The following is a 16,969-nucleotide window of genomic DNA, read 5'->3' on the forward strand; positions in this document are numbered from 1 at the left end:
AGCGCAGTTTCCCTAAGAGGAGCATTAATCCATGTGGTTCAACAATAACGCCCGGCAGCTGGCTAGCGACCTCGCCAACGTGCTGACCCAGTTACCCGATCAGCACACCCATCAGGGTCAACAGCCTTCAGCGCTGCAACGCTACCCCCATTTACTCGCGGCCATCGAACGGCTCAGCCATCGCTGGCATACACACCATGCGCAGCACCAAGCCGAGCCTCTTGCGCCGCCACCGTGCTCCGCTGAGCAATATCAGCACTTACAGCAGCAACTCGACGATGCCAATCGGCATAACGAACAGCTCCAACAGCAACTTCAGCAAAACCATACACAACTGGCACACGCTGAGGCGCAACAGGTGCAATGGCAGCAGGACGAACAGGCGTGGCAACTGACCAAGCAAACCCTCACCGAAGGCTGCTGGGATCTAACCGTCGTTAAGGGTGATGCCGATCATCCCGACAACCTGATTTGCTGGTCCGAACAGTTCCGCAACCTGATCGGATACAACCGCACCGAGTTTACCGATGGCTGGGACAGCTTCTTTGCGGTGGTCAACCCCGACGACCTGAAGAAAGTTATGCAGGTCTTCGGTGACTTCATTGCTGACCCCAAAGGTCAACCCGCTTACGTCGTTGAATACCGCATGCAACACAAGCAGCGCGGCGAGCTTTGGTTCCGCGAGCGAGGTCGCTGCTTACGCAACAGCCAAGGCGTACTGCAACGTGTGATCGGAGCGGTACGCGAAATCACCGATGAAAAAGCCGCTGAAGATTTTCGCAAGCGCGAACAGAGCAACATCAAAAGCACCTACACCCAGATCGCCCAAGTAGCAGGCGTCATTAAGGGTATTGCGGATCAAACCAACTTGCTCGCACTCAACGCCGCCATCGAAGCCGCTCGCGCTGGCGAACAGGGTCGCGGCTTCGCTGTAGTCGCCGATGAGGTGCGCACGCTGGCCAAGCGCACCCAGGATTCGGTGCAACAGATTCAAACCATGTTGCAGCAACGCAACTAAACGCTGGGTGCTGAGCCGCCCGATGACCCAAGAGCAGGCGCGCCCCACGGGAAACGAACAGTAATGGGGCTTTTTCGCCGCCAACCAGTAGCGCTAACCCGCAGAGTTGCGCTTTTTGCGGACAAATAGAGAAATGGCACAGGCCTTGCACTTTCTCAAAGGGAACTTTTCTTAACCCAAGATAAATTAAAGGCCCACTCGCACCTACTCAACACTCGACCTGCCGAATACAAATCCACTTCTGAAAACTGCATCGAGGACTCAACAATGGAACAGGCCACCCCCACACTGGAAGAGCTACAACAGCTCATTCAGATGTCTAACACCATCAATATGGAAATTTTTTATTGGTGGTGTATCGCCTTGATGATGGTGATCCACGCTGGATTCCTGTCCTACGAAATTGGCGCCTCACGCCTGAAAAACGCCCTGACCGCGGGCGTCAAAAACATTCTGGCGTTCGCCTTCATTGTGCCGACGTTCTTTTTCTTCGGCTGGTGGATCTACAACGGCTTTTCCGGTGGACTGATCCCTGACCTGGACGGTGCCGCCGCCAGCTTGCCGTGGGCCAGTAGCATGGGGCCGAACATCACTGACAACGCCACCGGTATTTTCTGGGCCGCTTTTGTCCTGTTCGCCGCCACCACGGCATCGATCATGTCCGGTGCGCTTATCGAGCGAACCCGCATGAGTGCCTTTATCGTGCTGGCCATCATTCTGGGTTCGGGCGTCTGGATCCTGGGGGCCGCGTGGAGTTGGCATCCAGCCGGCTGGCTGACCACCGAGTGGGGCTTCCATGACGTCGGTGCTGCCGGCTGCGTGCACACCATCGCGGGTTTCTTCACCCTGGGCGTGGTGATGAACGTAGGTGCTCGTATTGGGCGCTTCAATGCCGATGGCAGCTCGAATAACATCGTTGGTCACAGCATGCCGATGAGCGTGATTGGCCTGATGCTGGTTATCGTCGGTTTCTTCGGTTTCCTCGGTGGTTGCATCATCTATAACGGCGGCGGTCAGTGGACCAACATCTATGGTCAGCCAGCCACCCTCTCGGCATTTGCCTTCAACACCTTGATGGGTTTTTCCGGCGGTTTGATCGGTGCTTACCTGACCACTCGCGAGCCTTTCTGGATGATGTCCGGTGGACTGATCGGCATTGTTTCTGTGGCCCCAGGTTTGGACGTTTACTACCCACCGTTAGCCTTTGTTATTGGTATGGGTGTTGCCGCTGCCGCACCGCTGGTGCACAAGTTCTTGGGCAAGCGTGGTATCGATGATGCCGTTGGCGCATTCGCCGTCCATGGCTTCGGTGGCTTTGCCGGCCTGGTGCTCAGCGGTATTTTTATCGCGGGCTACCCGAACGTGATCGAAGGCTCCCCCGCCGTCAACTTCCTCGGCCAAACCGGCGGCGCAATCGTACTGGCTGCACTGGGCTTCATCCCTGGCTATTTCATCTCGCTGCTGATGAAGAAAATGGGCGTTCTACGCGTACCTGCGCATGCTGAAGAACGTGGTCTGGACCTGGTAGAAGTACCGGCTCAAGCCTACCCAGAATGGGCCATCACGGGTGCCAGCATCACCACGGTGTCGGAGAGCGAAGTGCGCCCTAATACGATCATTGGTGAAACCAAACCTGCGTGAGTTTGAACCCCGTCACTCGGTATTTACGACCGGGTGACGCCATCTAGGAGAAATGCCATGAGCAGTCCAATAAACAGCTGGGAAGGTGCCAGCACTGTCTTCACTTTCGCCGACAAGCCCATGGTTTTGGGCTTTATCCTCGTCGTAGCCGTTGCCCTAACGATCTTCGCCATTTACGCCACCGTGCGTCACGAGCAGGTCAGCTATAAAAGCCCGATGATCAAGAAGTAAGTTCAGCCGTCCGCCGCCCAAAGGGGCGTCGGACGGCCTGGAGTCAGCCATGTTTAGTCCAGTTTTCTGTCTACTCACACCTCCCAACCTTGGCCTTAAGGCCATCGCATTCAGCCTGCACTCACTGAGTAATCTGCACTACAGCAGCACGTTGCAGGTCTGCCTGGCGCGGTTGCGAAATCAACTCGACCTCCGGCACAGCCAACGGCAGATGGCGGGTTTTAATGCATTACGCTTGCGTATGGGGCGTTCGCCCAAACGTTTTCCAGCGTCGCCACAGGCCCTACTCGACCAGTACCAACGTCACTCTGGCCTACGGCCAATCTCACCGATCGTCGATCTTTATAATCAATGGTCATTGAACAGTGGCTTATCGATTGGTGCCCATGATTTACGGCATCTACAGCTGCCGGCCAGCTTGACCCTAACCCAGGGCGGTGAAAGCTTTCAGGCACTGGGCAGCCAAACCAGCCATCCGCTACCTACTGGCGAGTACGCCTACATAGACGCCAAAGGTCAGGTGCTTTGTCGTATGGAATACCGGCAATGTGCGGCTACCGCCTTAGATGAAACGAGCGACTCAGCCCTGTTTATCGTCCAGGGCCATCCCGATACCAACCCGCAATACCTGCAGCAGGTCGCTGCTGGCCTCAAGAGCGATCTGATGCGCTGCTGCGCTAGCCGCGTAGCCTGACGTCCGAGGCGTTACCCGGCCTTTGGGTTAGCAACGTTATTGGCAGGTACTCACGGCGTTCACGCCCACCCTCCGGGCCAGAATAATGGCCAACCCTTCATAACGGCACTCAAGCGACGCAAAGGTCGCCATCGGCTGCGGGGCCGTGCGCTATGCACCGCTCGCAGCCGATGGCTATTGCATTAGGTTGTTCAGACCACCGTTGACGTGCTGACCAGCTTGAGCCCTACCACACCCGCGATGATCAGGCCCAAGCAGCCCAATCGCGCCAATTGGGCAGGCTCATTGAGCACCGCGATGCCATAGATCGCCGTACCCAGAGCACCGATGCCAACCCATACTGCATAGGCCGTCCCTACCGGCAAGGTGCGCACCGCGAGCGACAGCAGGTACAGACTGATAACGATGAATAGCCCGCAGTAAAGGCTGGGCCACAGGCGGGTGAAGCCTTCGGTTCGCGGGATTGCTGCGGCGTACATCACCTCGCAAACACCGGCCGCCAGCAAGACCATCCATGCACCATAAGTAGTCATATAAGCTCCTTTATATAAAACGCGATCACGCCGTGAGCAGCGCTTCATGCACCTCACTCAGCGAGATAATTGCTATGCAAAAAAAGGCCCGCCGAAGCGGGCCTTTTCGATAATCGATCGCAGCAGTGCTGGCACTACTGCGAATCGGCGTATCAACACTGCAGATCAGCGGCTAGTAGCTCTTGCCCGGAATCCAGCTGGTACCCGCCAGCGGCACACGGGCCATCGCCGCAGACTCTACGGTCAATGCCACCAGATCCTCAGGGTCGAGGTTGTGCAGGTGGGACTTACCGCAGGCCCGAGCCATGGTCTGGGCTTCCAGCACCAGCACGCGCAGGTAGTTAGCCAGGCGACGACCGCCCTCGATCGGATCCAGACGCTTGGACAGCTCTGGGTCCTGAGTGGTGATACCCGCCGGGTCACGACCATTCTGCCAGTCATCGTAGAACCCGGCAGCCGAACCGATTTTCTTCAACTCCTCGTCCAGGCGCGGGTGGTTGTCACCCAGGGCAATCAACGCCGCTGTACCGATCGCTACAGCATCAGCACCCAAGGCCATGGCCTTGGCTACGTCGGCACCGTTGCGGATGCCACCGGAGACAATCAGCTGCACCTTGCGGTGCATGCCCATCTCCTGCAGGGCCTGCACGGCCTGGGGGATGGCCGGCAGGATAGGAATACCGACGTGCTCAATAAACACTTCCTGGGTCGCCGCAGTACCGCCCTGCATGCCGTCGAGGACGATCACATCAGCACCGGCCTTAACGGCCAGCTTGACGTCGTAGTACGGGCGGCTAGCGCCGATCTTCACGTAAATCGGTTTTTCCCAGTCGGTGATCTCACGGATCTCGGCGATCTTGATCGCCAGGTCATCCGGGCCGGTCCAGTCTGGGTGACGGCAAGCACTGCGCTGGTCAACACCAATCGGCAGGGTGCGCATGCCGGCAACCCGCTCGGTCACCTTCATGCCCAACAGCATGCCGCCACCGCCGGGCTTGGCGCCCTGACCGAGAACGATCTCGATGGCATCAGCCTTACGCAGGTCATCCGGGTTCATGCCGTAACGCGACGGCAGGTACTGGTACACCAAGTGCTGCGACTGGCCGCGCTCTTCCGGGGTCATGCCGCCGTCGCCGGTAGTGGTACTGGTGCCGGCGATGCTGGCGCCACGGCCCAAGGCTTCTTTAGCGTTGGCCGACAGTGCGCCGAAGCTCATACCGGCGATGGTTACCGGGATCTTCAGGTGCAGTGGCTTCTTGGCGAAGCGGTTGCCGAGAATTACATCGGTGCCGCACTTCTCACGGTAGCCTTCAAGCGGATAGCGCGACACGCTGGCGCCGATCAGCAGCAAGTCATCGAAGTGCGGCAGCTTACGCTTGGTGCCACCACCCCGGATGTCGTAGATGCCGGTTTCGGCAGCACGCTGGATTTCCTGGATCGTCAGGCGGTCGAATGTAGCGGACTCGCGCAGCACGGGTGGAGCTGCTTTCTGGGTAGTTTGGTCGCTCATGTTCTTGCTCCTGGATCAGTACGCGGAGGCGTTATCGACTTTGAAGTTGTACAGCTGGCGGGCTGAGCCATAGCGCTTGAAGTCCGCCGCTTTTTCGTTGAAACCGGCACGATCAAGCAGCGCCTGGAGCTCTTCGATATGCTCGGCACGCATCTCTTTGGCGATGCAGTCCGACCCCAAGGATTCGACTGTGCCCTTAACGTAGATGCGTGTCTCGTACAGCGAATCGCCCAGCGCATCGCCTGCGTCACCGCAGACCACTAAACGGCCGGCCTGACCCATAAAGCAGCTCATATGGCCAATGCTGCCGCCGACGACGATGTCGACACCTTTCATGGAGATGCCGCAACGTGCGCCGGCATCGCCTTCGATGACCAACAGACCGCCGTGAGCGGTGGCACCTGCAGCCTGAGAGGCGCTGCCCTTGACGCGCACGTAGCCGGACATCATGTTCTCAGCGCAGCCAACACCGACGTTACCGTGCACAGTGACTGAAGCTTTCTGGTTCATGCCCGCGCAGTAGTAGCCGGCATGGCCCTCGATATCGATGGAGATCTCCTCGTTCACACCAACCGCCAGGTTGTGTGCGCCGTTGGGATGGGTCACTACCCACTCGCGGTCTTGCAACTCTTTGCTCTGATCGTGCAGAGCCTGGTTCAAATCACGCACAGTGGCGTTGGATAGGTCGATAGTTTTCATGTGTGAGCTCCTTAAGCCGACTCGCGTTCCCAGATGTACATAGTGGCTGGGACAGGTTCCCAAACCTTGGCTTTCTCGATGCCTGGCAGGCTGGACAACGCCTGGTATTCCGAGGCCATGGCCACGTAGTCATCGGTTTCGGCAAGAATCGCCGGCTTGCAGGCAATCGGATCGCGGATCACAGCAAAGCCGTTACGGGTGCCGATGGCGAAGGTGAAAAAGCCATCCAGCGCTTCAAGGGAGCTGTCCAGCGCGGTCTTCAACGAGTCGCCCTGCTGCAGACGCCAGGCCAGATAACCGGCAGCGACTTCGGTATCGTTTTCGGTGTCGAACTTGATGCCTTCGCGGCGCAGTTCCTGACGCAGACGGAAGTGGTTGGACAGCGAGCCGTTGTGCACCAGGCACAGGTCGGCACCGGTAGAGAACGGGTGGCTACCTTCCATGGTCACCGCACTCTCAGTGGCCATACGGGTGTGGCCGATGATGTGGCTGCCCTGCATATTTTTAAGACCGAAGCGCTCGGAGATTTCCTTCGGCAGGCCCATGCCCTTGAGGATCTCAATGCTTTTACCCGCGCTCATGATGCGCACAGTTGGCGCCAGCTCAGCCAAGGCAGCGCGCACGGTGGCTTCTTCGGCCTGGATTTTCAGTACGATGGCGCTGGCGTTCTGGAACCAATCCAGCTCAGCACCTAGCGTGTCTTCTAAAGCTGCAACCAGCGCCTTGAAATCATAGCCTTCAGTGGTGGCCTGCAGGGTCAGCTTGACCCAGCCGTCCGGGACCTCATCACCGTAAATGGCGAAGCCGGCACTGTCGGGGCCACGATCAGTCATCGCTTCGAGCATCGGCTCGAACAACGCACCCAGCTGAGACTCCAGCGCCGGATTTTTCAGGTAAAGACCAACAATTCCACACATAGTCAAAACTCCACGGCAGAAGACGCCCTACCCATTTCGCAGGGCGTCGAAAACGGTTAATAGATCCGGTGATCAGAAAAATTCGGTGTAGCGCTTCAGTTCCCAATCAGAAACGTGACGGCTGTACTCCACCCATTCCATGCGCTTTAGCTTGATAAACTCATCAACAATTCCGGGCCCCAGGACTTCGCGAAATAGCGGGTCAGCTTCCAGTGCGTCACAGGCTTCCTTGAGTGACTGCGGCAGCGTTTTAATACCGCGTGCAGCAATCTCCTCAAGGCTGAGCTTGTAGAGGTTCTCGTTACAGACATTGTCGATTTCCAGCTTGCGGTCGATGCCATCCAGGCCGGCGGCGATGATTGCGGCTGTCACCAGGTAAGGGTTACAGCCTGCATCTGGTAAGCGGAACTCGAGCCGACCGTAGGGCACGCGCACCATGGCCGAGCGGTTGTTGGAGCCGAAGGCGATAAATGCAGGTGCCCACGTAGCGCCGGACAGTGAATTGCCGACCACCAAACGCTTATAAGAATTAACCGTTGGTGCGGCAAAGGCACACAGCGCTGGACCATGCGCCAGAAGACCTGCAGCGAAGTGGTAGGCCATTTTCGATAAGCCCATGCCACTTGGATCGCTGGCGTCATGGAACATATTTTTGTTCGTGTCGCTGCTGATCGACAGATGGAAGTGCATGCCGTTACCGGCGCGCTTAGGGTCCGGCTTAGGCATGAACGAGCAAATCATGCCCATGTCGTTGGCGATCTCGCCGGCGGCCATGCGGAAGAAGGTGAAGCGGTCAGCTGACTCCAAGGCATCGCTGTAGGTGTAATTGATCTCGAACTGGCCGTTGGCATCTTCATGATCAATTTGATAAATATCGAAACCTACCGGCTGCAGCGCCTCGGTCAAACGCTCGAGAAACTCACGGGAGCGCGACAGGCCCTTATAGTCGTAGCAAGGCTTGTCCAAATTATCGGAGCCATCGACCAGCTGCAGCTTGCCGTCGGTGTCACGGCGAAACAGGCTGAACTCCGGCTCAAGCCCGGTATTCAAGGTCCAGCCCTTGTCGCTCAGACGCTGCACTTGCTGCTGCAGAACATAGCGGCTGTCATACGGATGCGGCTTGCCTTCGACATGACCCACACACACCACGCGGCCATAACCAGGCTGCCAAGGAACCGGGGTTAATGTGGACAGGTCGCCACGTGCCATAAAGTCAGGGCCATGGGGCTCCATGCCCATGCCGCAGATAGCAAAGCCCGCAAAACCGGCACCTTCTTCAGCCACCGTCTTGAGGCCGGAAACGGGCACAGACTTGGTCTTCGCCGCACCATGGATATCGACGAACTGGGCCAGCACATACTTGATGCCGTGCTGATCAATGAGCCGCTGCGTTTCAGATGGCAACATGAGGTTTCACTCCTAATTTAGAGGCAAGGCGGTTAAAGAGCGGCAGGTGAACGTGGGCACTTTGAAATGCCCGAATCGCTAAAAACCGGGAGAAGGCTGTTACTGCGAGAAGCAGTTGATTCGAGGAGGTCAGGCTCATATCGGTATGCTAATTCCATGAGGGAAACTTTATTTCCCTACAGGAATGCAATCACCTTGCCAGAATGCGTCGGCCACTAAAAAAACGCTGAGGAGCGGTCAGCCTTCTGTTTATATGGGAATATACGTTTCCCAGAGGGAAAGCTTGGGGGCAGCCGAAGGCTGAGATACTTAGCTCGCACTTTCTTTGTGCGAAATTAAATTTCTTGAACCTAAATTGTGCAGGAATATCGCTCTATGTCGAATGACACCCAACCCCGCCTTAGGCTGGAGCAATACTTGGGCATGCAGATCAAACGGCAGCGCCAGGAGCAGGAGCTGAAGCTGGCGGATGTGGCGCGTATCGCCAACATCAGTCAGGGCATGCTGAGTAAAATTGAAAACGCCCAGGTGTCGACCAGCCTGGAGATTCTCAGCCGGCTTTGCGACGTGCTCGGCATGCCGATGTCAAAACTCTTCAGCCAGTACGACCAGCCTGACGGCAGTGCGCTGCTGGTTAAAGCCGGTGAAGGCCTTGAAGTAGTCCGCCGTGGCACAGAGAAGGGTCATACCTATCGGCTGCTTAACCATACGCGAGGGCCGAAGAAGAACTTCGAGGCCTATATGGTGAGCATGGATGACGCCAGTGAGGAGTTCCCCACCTTCGCCCATCCCGGCACCGAGTTCCTGCACCTGCTGGAAGGTGAGTTGGTCTACCGTCACGGTAATCAGCTCTATCATATGCAGGCTGGGGACAGCCTGACCTTTGAGGGCGAAGTCCCGCATGGACCCGAGCAATTGCTGCACGTCCCAATCCGCCTGCTCTCGATCATGAACTACAGCAAGGATTCATGAGCCATTCGGCTGTGACTGCATTACACAATCTACAAAGGGCTGCATCGCAGGCTCATGGCGCTTATCCCTATAAGCGCCGGGCTACCTCCTCCTTCGACGCCCCTGACCTCTGATACCCCCCCGCGCAAAATGCCCTCCTCACCCTCGATCTCGTGCGCCCCACCTTTGATGCCCTGAACAGCCTCACTGGCTAGACCGGCACCGGCAAATAGTTTCCCACCAGGATATAAATTTTCACAAAACGCTAGACCGGCAGGATTACTTCGCATATAAAAGCGCCACGGGAAATTTATATTCCCTTCAGTTAAAAATATTCACCTATAAAAAATACTTTCGCCCACGCATTTACGCTTTGAAATCAGCTGCCGCCCCCCCTATCGAGGACATGACATGCAACACGCCAACAGCCACTTCATTATTAAGATCAGCTGCCCGGCGGCCTCCGGTATTGTCGCGGCAGTGACGACCTATCTAGCGGATAAAGGCTGCTACATCGGCGAGATGGCGCAGTTTGATGATGACATCAGCAAGCGCTTTTTCATGCGTGCCGTGTTCCGCTTTAACCAGGGTATAGAGGGCGATATCGCCGAGATTGAACAAGGCTTCGCTGATGTAGCCGCACGCTTTGATATGGAATGGTCACTGAGTAACACCTCACAGCCAATGCGCGTGTTGTTGATGGTAAGCAAGTTCGACCATTGCCTGACAGATTTGCTGTATCGCCACCAGAAAGGCGAAATCGACATGCAGATCACCGCGATTGTCTCCAACCACCTCGACCTGCGCTCAATGGCCGAACGTGAGGGCATCCGCTTCATCTACCTACCCGTGACCAAAGACAACAAAGCTGAGCAAGAAGCCGCGCTGATGAAAATCGTCGACGAGACCCAAACTGAACTCGTCGTACTCGCCCGCTACATGCAGATCCTGTCCAATGATCTGTGCAAACAGCTGGCCGGCCGCGCGATCAATATCCACCACTCCTTCTTGCCCGGCTTCAAAGGCGCCAAGCCTTACCACCAGGCGTATACGCGCGGCGTGAAACTGATCGGCGCCACCGCCCACTACGTCACCAGCGACCTTGACGAGGGTCCGATCATCGAGCAGGAAGTGCAGCGTGTTGATCACGCCTACCTGCCTGACGACCTTGTGGCCATCGGCCGCGATACCGAAACCGTGGCCCTGTCCAAGGCGGTGAAATACCACCTCGAGCACCGGGTTTTTCTCAACCAGGACCGTACGGTGATATTCCGGTGAACAGCCCTTCCAGTGTCACCATTATCGACGGTAAAGCCGCCGCCACCCGCGTATTGAGCGAGGTTCGCGACGCTGTCAGCGCCCTCAAGGAATACGACCTGCACCCGGCTCTGGCCGTGGTGCTGGTCGGCCATGATCCGGCCAGCCAGGTGTATGTACGCAACAAAGTGCTGCGCGCTGAAGAGACCGGCATTCGCTCAGTCGAGCACAAGCTAACGCTCGACACGACAGAAACCGAACTGCTTGATCTGATCGCAGGCCTCAACGCGGACCCAGCGATTAACGGCATCCTCGTGCAACTGCCGCTGCCCGCGCACATTGACGAGAACCGCGTATTGCAGGCCATTGACCCACTGAAAGACGTCGACGGCTTTCACAGTGAAAACGTCGGCGGCCTCAGCCAAGGCCGTGACGTGCTTACGCCCTGCACCCCCAGCGGCTGCATGCACCTGTTGCACGACGCACTCGGCGACTTGAGCGGCAAACACGCCGTGGTGGTCGGGCGTTCAAACATCGTCGGGAAACCGATGGCGGCATTGCTGCTAAAGGCCAACTGCAGCGTCACCGTACTCCACTCACGCAGCGTCAACGCCCGCGAAATTTGCCGTCAGGCCGACATTGTGGTCGCGGCCGTCGGCCGCCCGCGCATGCTCGATGCCAGCTGGTTGAAACCGGGTTGCGTGGTGATTGACGTAGGCATCAACCGGATCGACGAAGGTGGCAAAACGCGCCTAGTCGGTGATGTCGACTTCGACAGCGCTTTGAGCGTGGTCTCGGCCATCACTCCGGTGCCCGGCGGTGTAGGCCCCATGACCATTGCCTTGCTGATGAAGAACACCGTCAGCGCAACCCAATTACAGCAGCCTGCCCTGTCCACCCACTCCACACGTGCGGAGGCACCATGCCTTTCAATCTCCTGAAATACGGCCTCAGTTCCGAATACCCGGTTGAAGTGGATCTTCCCGCGCCGAAGGAGCTGAAGAGCTCCTACGACGTGGTGATCATCGGTGCCGGCGGCCACGGCCTGGCCATCGCCTACTACCTGTCGAAATATCACGGCATTACTAACATCGCCGTATTGGAAAAGTCCTACCTCGGCAGCGGTAATACTGCACGGAACACCGCAGTAATCCGCTCCAACTACCTCACCTCCGAGGGCGTGCGCTTCTACGCCGAGTCGGTGGAGATGTTCCAGAACCTGTCCAACGAATTCGATTTCAACATCATGTATTCCGAGCGCGGCCAACTGACCCTGGCCCACACGGATGCAACCGTGCGCGCATTTCGCCAGCGCGCCGAGGTGAATAAGCACTTCGGCGGACGCACCGAAATGATCGACCGCCAGCAAATTCGCGAACTGGTGCCGAGCCTCAATCTCGACCCGGGGCACCTGCCGGTACTCGCTGGGCTGTGGCATATGGACGGCGCCACCGCACGTCACGATGCCGTAGCCTGGGGCTATGCCAAGCAGGCGGCCAAGCGCGGCGTGGAAATCCACCAGCTAACCGACGTGCAAGACCTGGTCATCGAAAACGGAGCCATTACCGCGGTTAAAACCAACCGTGGCACCATCAAGTGCGGCTGTGCGGTACAAGCCATCGCCGGGCACAGCTCGCTGATGATGGCCAAGGCCGGTATCCGCTCGCCGATCCAGACCTTCCCGTTACAAGCCATGGTGACGCAGCCGTTCAAGCCGTTCCTTGACCCCCTGGTAAGTTCCTCGGCACTGCACTGCTATGTGCAGCAAACCAGCCGTGGCGAAGTGGTGTTTGGCGGCGGTTCCGACCCCTACCCGCTGTACAACAGCCGCTCGACCCTGGATCTCAAGGAAAGCCTGCTGGCCCATGCCATCGAAATGTTCCCATTCCTGGCCAACGCCAAACTGATGCGTCAGTGGGCCGGGATCACCGACATGACCCCGGACTACAGCCCGATCATGGGCCTGTCGCCAGTGAAGAACTATTACCTCGACGCGGGCTGGGGCACTTGGGGATTCAAGGCCACGCCGATCTGCGGCAAAACCATGGCCGAGCTGATTGCCAGCGGCGGCAAGGTGCCTGACTTGATCAAGCCCTTTGCCCTGGAACGTTTCTCGCGTTTCCAGCAAGTCAACGAAATGGGCGCAACCGCCGCCAGCCATTGAGGATCGGACAATGAAAATCATGAATTGCCCACTCAACGGGCCGCGCAACATCAGCGAATTCACCTATGGCGGCGAACTCAAAGCCATGCCCGATTCGGCCACCTGCAGCGATATCGAGTGGGCTGATTATGTGTTCAACAGTGATAACGCTGCCGGTGTAGTGACTGAATGGTGGATGCACACACCCTCGAGCTACTGGTTTCTGGCCGAGCGTCACACCGTGACAGACCAGATCATTCGCACCTTCGACCCGAAAGAAGTATTCAACCAGCGCGTCGACTTTCACACCAATAGCACCGCGCTCAAGGGAGTCACAGCATGAGTTCTTCGAACCGTTTGCCCGCCCCTATGGGCCTGCTGATCGACCGTAACCAGGCGCTCAGCTTTCAGTTCGACGGCCAATCTTTTAGCGCCCTGGGCGGTGACAGTATCGCCAGCGCCCTGATCGCCAATGGTCGCTGGTTGATGTCACGCTCGTTTAAATACCACCGCCCTCGTGGCCCGCTGACACTGGCCGGGCAAGATGCCAACACCCTGGTGCAACTGCCCAGCGAGCCCAATGTTCTGGCCGACATCACTAGCGTTGAAGCCGGCATGCAGGTCAGCGCGCAGAATGTGTCCGGCTCACTGGACAACGACCGCGACGCCTACCTGGGTAAATTTTCCAAGTTTATGCCGGTGGGCTTCTACTACCGCTCCTTCTATAAGCCAAAAGGCATGTGGAAGGTTTGGGAGCCGATCATTCGCAAGAAGGCCGGCCTCGGTGTGCTCGACTTAAAATTCGAACCTGAGTACTACGACAAACAATTTCTGTTCGTCGACCTCGCCGTAGTGGGTGCTGGCCCGGCGGGCTTGCAGGCCGCACTGACCGCTGCCAATGCCGGCGCCAAGGTACTGCTGGTAGAAGAACAGTCGATTCTCGGCGGCTCGCTGACCTATGCGCGCTTCGACGCCGAAGGCGTGCGCGCTGATAACCTGCGCCAGGAACTGATCGCCGCAGTTGAAGGCCACTGCAATATCCAGATTCTGAAAAAGGCGACCTGCAACGCCTGGTTCACCGATAACTACTTGCCGGTGATTCAGGGTAAGCGCCTGTACAAAGTGCGCGCCAAGCAATGCCTGGTCGCCAGTGGCTCATTCGATCAACCGGTGATTTTCCGCAACAATGACCTGCCGGGCGTGATGCTGACCAGCGCGGCACAACGACTGATGAAGTTGTATGCCGTGAAGCCAGGCAAGCGTGCAGTCGTTTTGACCGGCAACGACGACGGCTATCTGGCGGCTCTCGACTTGCACGAGCAAGGCGTAGAAGTGGCTGCCTTGGTCGATATGCGTGCCCAGCCCGCTGACCCGAAACTGCTCACGCTCCTGCAAACGCGCGGCATTACTTGCCACTTGAGCACCACCGTATTTGAGGCCCTGCACACAAAAGGCATGCGTCACATTAGCGGCGTCGATCTGCGCAAAATCACCGCTCAGGGCGAAGTGGCCAGTGATTCACTGACCCTCGGTTGCGACCTGCTGTGTATGTCTGGCGGTTACATGCCGGTCTACCAACTGCTGTGTCAGGCGGGTGGCAAGCTGGCGTATGACGATCAACTGGCAGAATTCACCCTCAGCGGCCTACCGGAGATTCTCCGCGTGAGTGGTTCGGCCAACGGCTGCCATGCACTGGATAACGTGCTGGCTGATGCGACGAACTGCGCACTCGATATCATCGCGGCGCTGGGGCTGAACAGCGACCATAGCCGCGCTAAGGTGAGCCCGGAAGCTCAGGTTAATTTCCCGTGGCCCATCTTTGCCCACCCTAAAGGCAAGGACTTCGTCGACTTCGATGAAGACTTGCAAGTGCGCGACATTATCAACGCCACCAAAATCGGCTACCGCGACGTACAGTTGGTCAAGCGCTTCTCCACCGTCGGCATGGGCCCCTCGCAGGGTCGCCACTCAGCCCTACCGACCGCCCGCTTGGTCGCCCAATCGACCCAACGCAATATCAGCGAAACCGGGGTGACCACTGCTCGCCCACCTTTCGTCGCGGAAAAGCTCGCACATGTCGCGGGTCGCGGCTTTGACCCTTACCGTCAAACGCCTATGCATCGCCGCCACTTGGAGGCGGGGGCGAAGATGATGCCTGCGGGCGTCTGGCAGCGTCCGGCGTACTACGGCACTAGCGCAGAGCGCGATAAATGCATGCAGGCGGAAGCTAAGCATGTGCGCAACAAAGTTGGCCTGATTGACGTATCGACGCTGGGCGGGCTGGATGTGCGTGGGCCGGATGCCGCCGAGTTCCTCAATCGTATCTACACCTTTGCGTTCCTTAAGCAGCCCGTTGGCCGTTCGCGTTACGCACTGATGACCAACGAGCACGGGGTGGTGATCGACGACGGTGTGTGCGCACGTTTCGCCGATAACCATTTCTATGTCACCGCCACCACCAGCGGTGTCGACCGTATCTACCAACAGATGCTCAAGTGGAATGCCCAGTGGCGCCTGAATGTCGATGTGACCAACGTCACCGCGGCACTGGCGGCGGTCAATCTGGCAGGCCCCTTGTCACGCAACGTGCTGCAAAAGCTGTGTAGCGATGTTGACCTCTCGCCAGAGGGCTTCCCCTATCTTGGCGTACGCACGGGCACGGTTGCCGGTATCCCAGCGCGCCTGATGCGCGTGGGCTTTGTCGGTGAACTGGGCTTTGAAATCCACGTCCCCGCGCGCTACGGCGAATACCTCTGGGACGTGTTGATGGAAGCCGGCGCAGCGGAAGGCATCCGTCCGTTTGGTGTCGAGACACAACGCTTGCTGCGCCTGGAGAAAGGCCACGTGATCATCAGCCAGGACACCGACGGCATGACCACCCCGGGCGAGATCGACATGACCTGGGCAATCAGCCGCACCAAGCCGTTCTTCGTTGGTAAGCGCTCGGTTGAGATTCTCGAGCAGCAACCACAGCACCGTAAATTGGTGGGTTTCACCCTGGACAAAGGCAGTCGCCAACCGCTGGAGGGTCATCTGGTACTTGATGGCAATGACATTACAGGCAATGTCAGCTCGTGCGAGTTCAGCGAATCCCTCGGCCAGATCATCGGCTTGGCCTATGCCGGCGCCAACCAGAGTATCCCCGGAAGCCATCTGCCGATCCGCGTGGAAGGCGGCGCAATGGTGCACGCCACCGTTGTCGAACTGCCCTTCTTCGACCCCGCCAATCAACGCCAGGAGTTGTAAGCATGAACAGCCTGACAGCAGAAGCCTTCAAAGAACGCAGCCCGCTATACGCCAAGCATCAGGATGCTTCGCTGGTAGCGCTTGCTGACACTGCAGCCGTCGCACGCTACAGCGAGGCTGCAGAAAACACGCAATTAGCGCGCTGTGCGCTGGTAGACCTCAGCAATTTGGCCCGCGTCGGTTTTCGCGGCACCGATACGGCAGATTTTCTGCACAGCAAAGGCTACGACCTGCCAGAAGCCGCTAACCGTGCCAACGCGCAGGACGACGGCAGCATTGTCGCGCGCTTATCGCAAACTGAGTACTTGGTATTGGGCAGCCTGCGCGATGCCGGCACTCGGGTGGCGGATTTGGAAGCGCAGTGGCAATTGAGCGAACAGGCAAACTATTTGCTCCCTCGTCAGGACAGCCACGCGTGGCTGCTCCTCACCGGCGAACACTGCGCCTCGGTAATGGCCAAACTCTGTGGCGTTGATCTGCGCGATGGCAATTTCACGCAGGGTGCAGTGGCGCAAACGTCGGCAGCGCGAATCAACGTGATCGTTATCAATAATCACGCTACAGCGTTGCCTAGTTTTCACATCCTCTGCGATCGCGCTTCTGCGAGTTACTTCTGGGACGCCGTATTGGATGCCATGCTGGAGTTTGATGGTAAGCCAGCAGGTATCGCAGCCCTCCTCGACTGAGGCCAGAAACCGGCGTGTTGTGAAACACGCCGGTAA

At 57.9% G+C, this 16,969-nt stretch carries 16 protein-coding genes; 11 read left to right on the forward strand and 5 right to left on the reverse strand.

Annotation, left to right across the window (positions count from 1 at the left end; translation table 11 throughout):
- The first annotated feature begins 31 nt into the window (after positions 1–31).
- The 4 genes from Q0V31_RS16875 to Q0V31_RS16890 all read left to right on the forward strand — a co-directional run bounded on the left by Q0V31_RS16875 (position 32) and on the right by Q0V31_RS16890 (position 3,584).
- The gene (locus Q0V31_RS16875) at positions 32–1,018 is read left to right on the forward strand and encodes a methyl-accepting chemotaxis protein (RefSeq protein WP_298189627.1); all 987 of its coding nucleotides are present in this window, start codon (positions 32–34) and stop codon (positions 1,016–1,018) included.
- Positions 1,019–1,285: 267 nt separating this feature from the next.
- Positions 1,286–2,659 carry an ammonium transporter gene (locus tag Q0V31_RS16880; protein ID WP_090242446.1) on the forward strand — a complete coding sequence of 458 codons (1,374 nt, stop codon included), beginning with the start codon at positions 1,286–1,288 and terminating at the stop codon, positions 2,657–2,659.
- Positions 2,660–2,716: 57 nt separating this feature from the next.
- The gene (locus Q0V31_RS16885; protein ID WP_298189635.1) at positions 2,717–2,890 is read left to right on the forward strand and encodes a hypothetical protein; all 174 of its coding nucleotides are present in this window, start codon (positions 2,717–2,719) and stop codon (positions 2,888–2,890) included.
- Between the two features lie 49 nt (positions 2,891–2,939).
- On the forward strand, positions 2,940–3,584 hold the full coding sequence (locus tag Q0V31_RS16890) for a phenylalanine--tRNA ligase beta subunit-related protein (RefSeq protein WP_298189637.1): 645 nt from the start codon (positions 2,940–2,942) through the stop codon (positions 3,582–3,584).
- A 191-nt stretch (positions 3,585–3,775) separates the two neighbouring features.
- On the opposite strand, the gene Q0V31_RS16895 is transcribed toward Q0V31_RS16890, so the two are convergent.
- The 5 genes from Q0V31_RS16895 to glnT form a co-directional block, all read right to left on the reverse strand.
- Complete coding sequence (locus tag Q0V31_RS16895) at positions 3,776–4,117, reverse strand: multidrug efflux SMR transporter (protein ID WP_298189639.1); 342 nt, start codon at positions 4,115–4,117, stop codon at positions 3,776–3,778.
- 172 nt (positions 4,118–4,289) lie between these two features.
- Entirely contained in the window at positions 4,290–5,627 is a 1,338-nt protein-coding gene (locus tag Q0V31_RS16900) for an FMN-binding glutamate synthase family protein (protein WP_298189641.1), read from the reverse strand.
- 15 nt (positions 5,628–5,642) lie between these two features.
- Positions 5,643–6,326, reverse strand: coding sequence for a protein glxC (locus Q0V31_RS16905; RefSeq protein WP_298189642.1), 684 nt, complete (start codon positions 6,324–6,326; stop codon positions 5,643–5,645).
- A gap of 11 nt (positions 6,327–6,337) precedes the next feature.
- Positions 6,338–7,243, reverse strand: a complete 906-nt coding sequence (locus tag Q0V31_RS16910) for a glutamine amidotransferase family protein (protein ID WP_298189643.1) — start codon at positions 7,241–7,243, stop codon at positions 6,338–6,340.
- A gap of 72 nt (positions 7,244–7,315) precedes the next feature.
- Positions 7,316–8,650: a type III glutamate--ammonia ligase gene (gene glnT, locus Q0V31_RS16915; protein ID WP_298189645.1), complete on the reverse strand. Its 1,335-nt coding sequence runs from the start codon at positions 8,648–8,650 to the stop codon at positions 7,316–7,318.
- A gap of 375 nt (positions 8,651–9,025) precedes the next feature.
- Here glnT and Q0V31_RS16920 point away from each other — a divergent pair, with 375 nt between their 5' ends.
- The 7 genes from Q0V31_RS16920 to Q0V31_RS16950 all read left to right on the forward strand — a co-directional run bounded on the left by Q0V31_RS16920 (position 9,026) and on the right by Q0V31_RS16950 (position 16,933).
- The gene (locus tag Q0V31_RS16920; RefSeq protein ID WP_090242456.1) at positions 9,026–9,622 is read left to right on the forward strand and encodes a cupin domain-containing protein; all 597 of its coding nucleotides are present in this window, start codon (positions 9,026–9,028) and stop codon (positions 9,620–9,622) included.
- Between the two features lie 390 nt (positions 9,623–10,012).
- The gene (gene purU, locus Q0V31_RS16925) at positions 10,013–10,879 is read left to right on the forward strand and encodes a formyltetrahydrofolate deformylase (protein WP_298189649.1); all 867 of its coding nucleotides are present in this window, start codon (positions 10,013–10,015) and stop codon (positions 10,877–10,879) included.
- Positions 10,876–11,799 carry a bifunctional methylenetetrahydrofolate dehydrogenase/methenyltetrahydrofolate cyclohydrolase FolD gene (gene folD, locus Q0V31_RS16930; protein WP_298189650.1) on the forward strand — a complete coding sequence of 308 codons (924 nt, stop codon included), beginning with the start codon at positions 10,876–10,878 and terminating at the stop codon, positions 11,797–11,799. Before purU ends, folD begins: the two co-directional genes overlap by 4 nt.
- Entirely contained in the window at positions 11,781–13,022 is a 1,242-nt protein-coding gene (locus tag Q0V31_RS16935) for an FAD-dependent oxidoreductase (RefSeq protein WP_090242461.1), read from the forward strand. Before folD ends, Q0V31_RS16935 begins: the two co-directional genes overlap by 19 nt.
- 10 nt (positions 13,023–13,032) lie before the next feature.
- Positions 13,033–13,344, forward strand: coding sequence for a sarcosine oxidase subunit delta (locus Q0V31_RS16940; RefSeq protein ID WP_298189652.1), 312 nt, complete (start codon positions 13,033–13,035; stop codon positions 13,342–13,344).
- Entirely contained in the window at positions 13,341–16,247 is a 2,907-nt protein-coding gene (locus Q0V31_RS16945) for a 2Fe-2S iron-sulfur cluster-binding protein (protein ID WP_298189654.1), read from the forward strand. Before Q0V31_RS16940 ends, Q0V31_RS16945 begins: the two co-directional genes overlap by 4 nt.
- 2 nt (positions 16,248–16,249) lie before the next feature.
- On the forward strand, positions 16,250–16,933 hold the full coding sequence (locus Q0V31_RS16950; protein WP_298189656.1) for a sarcosine oxidase: 684 nt from the start codon (positions 16,250–16,252) through the stop codon (positions 16,931–16,933).
- The last annotated feature ends 36 nt before the right edge of the window (positions 16,934–16,969 follow it).

This window comes from uncultured Pseudomonas sp. (assembly GCF_943846705.1).
Lineage (GTDB): Bacteria > Pseudomonadota > Gammaproteobacteria > Pseudomonadales > Pseudomonadaceae > Aquipseudomonas.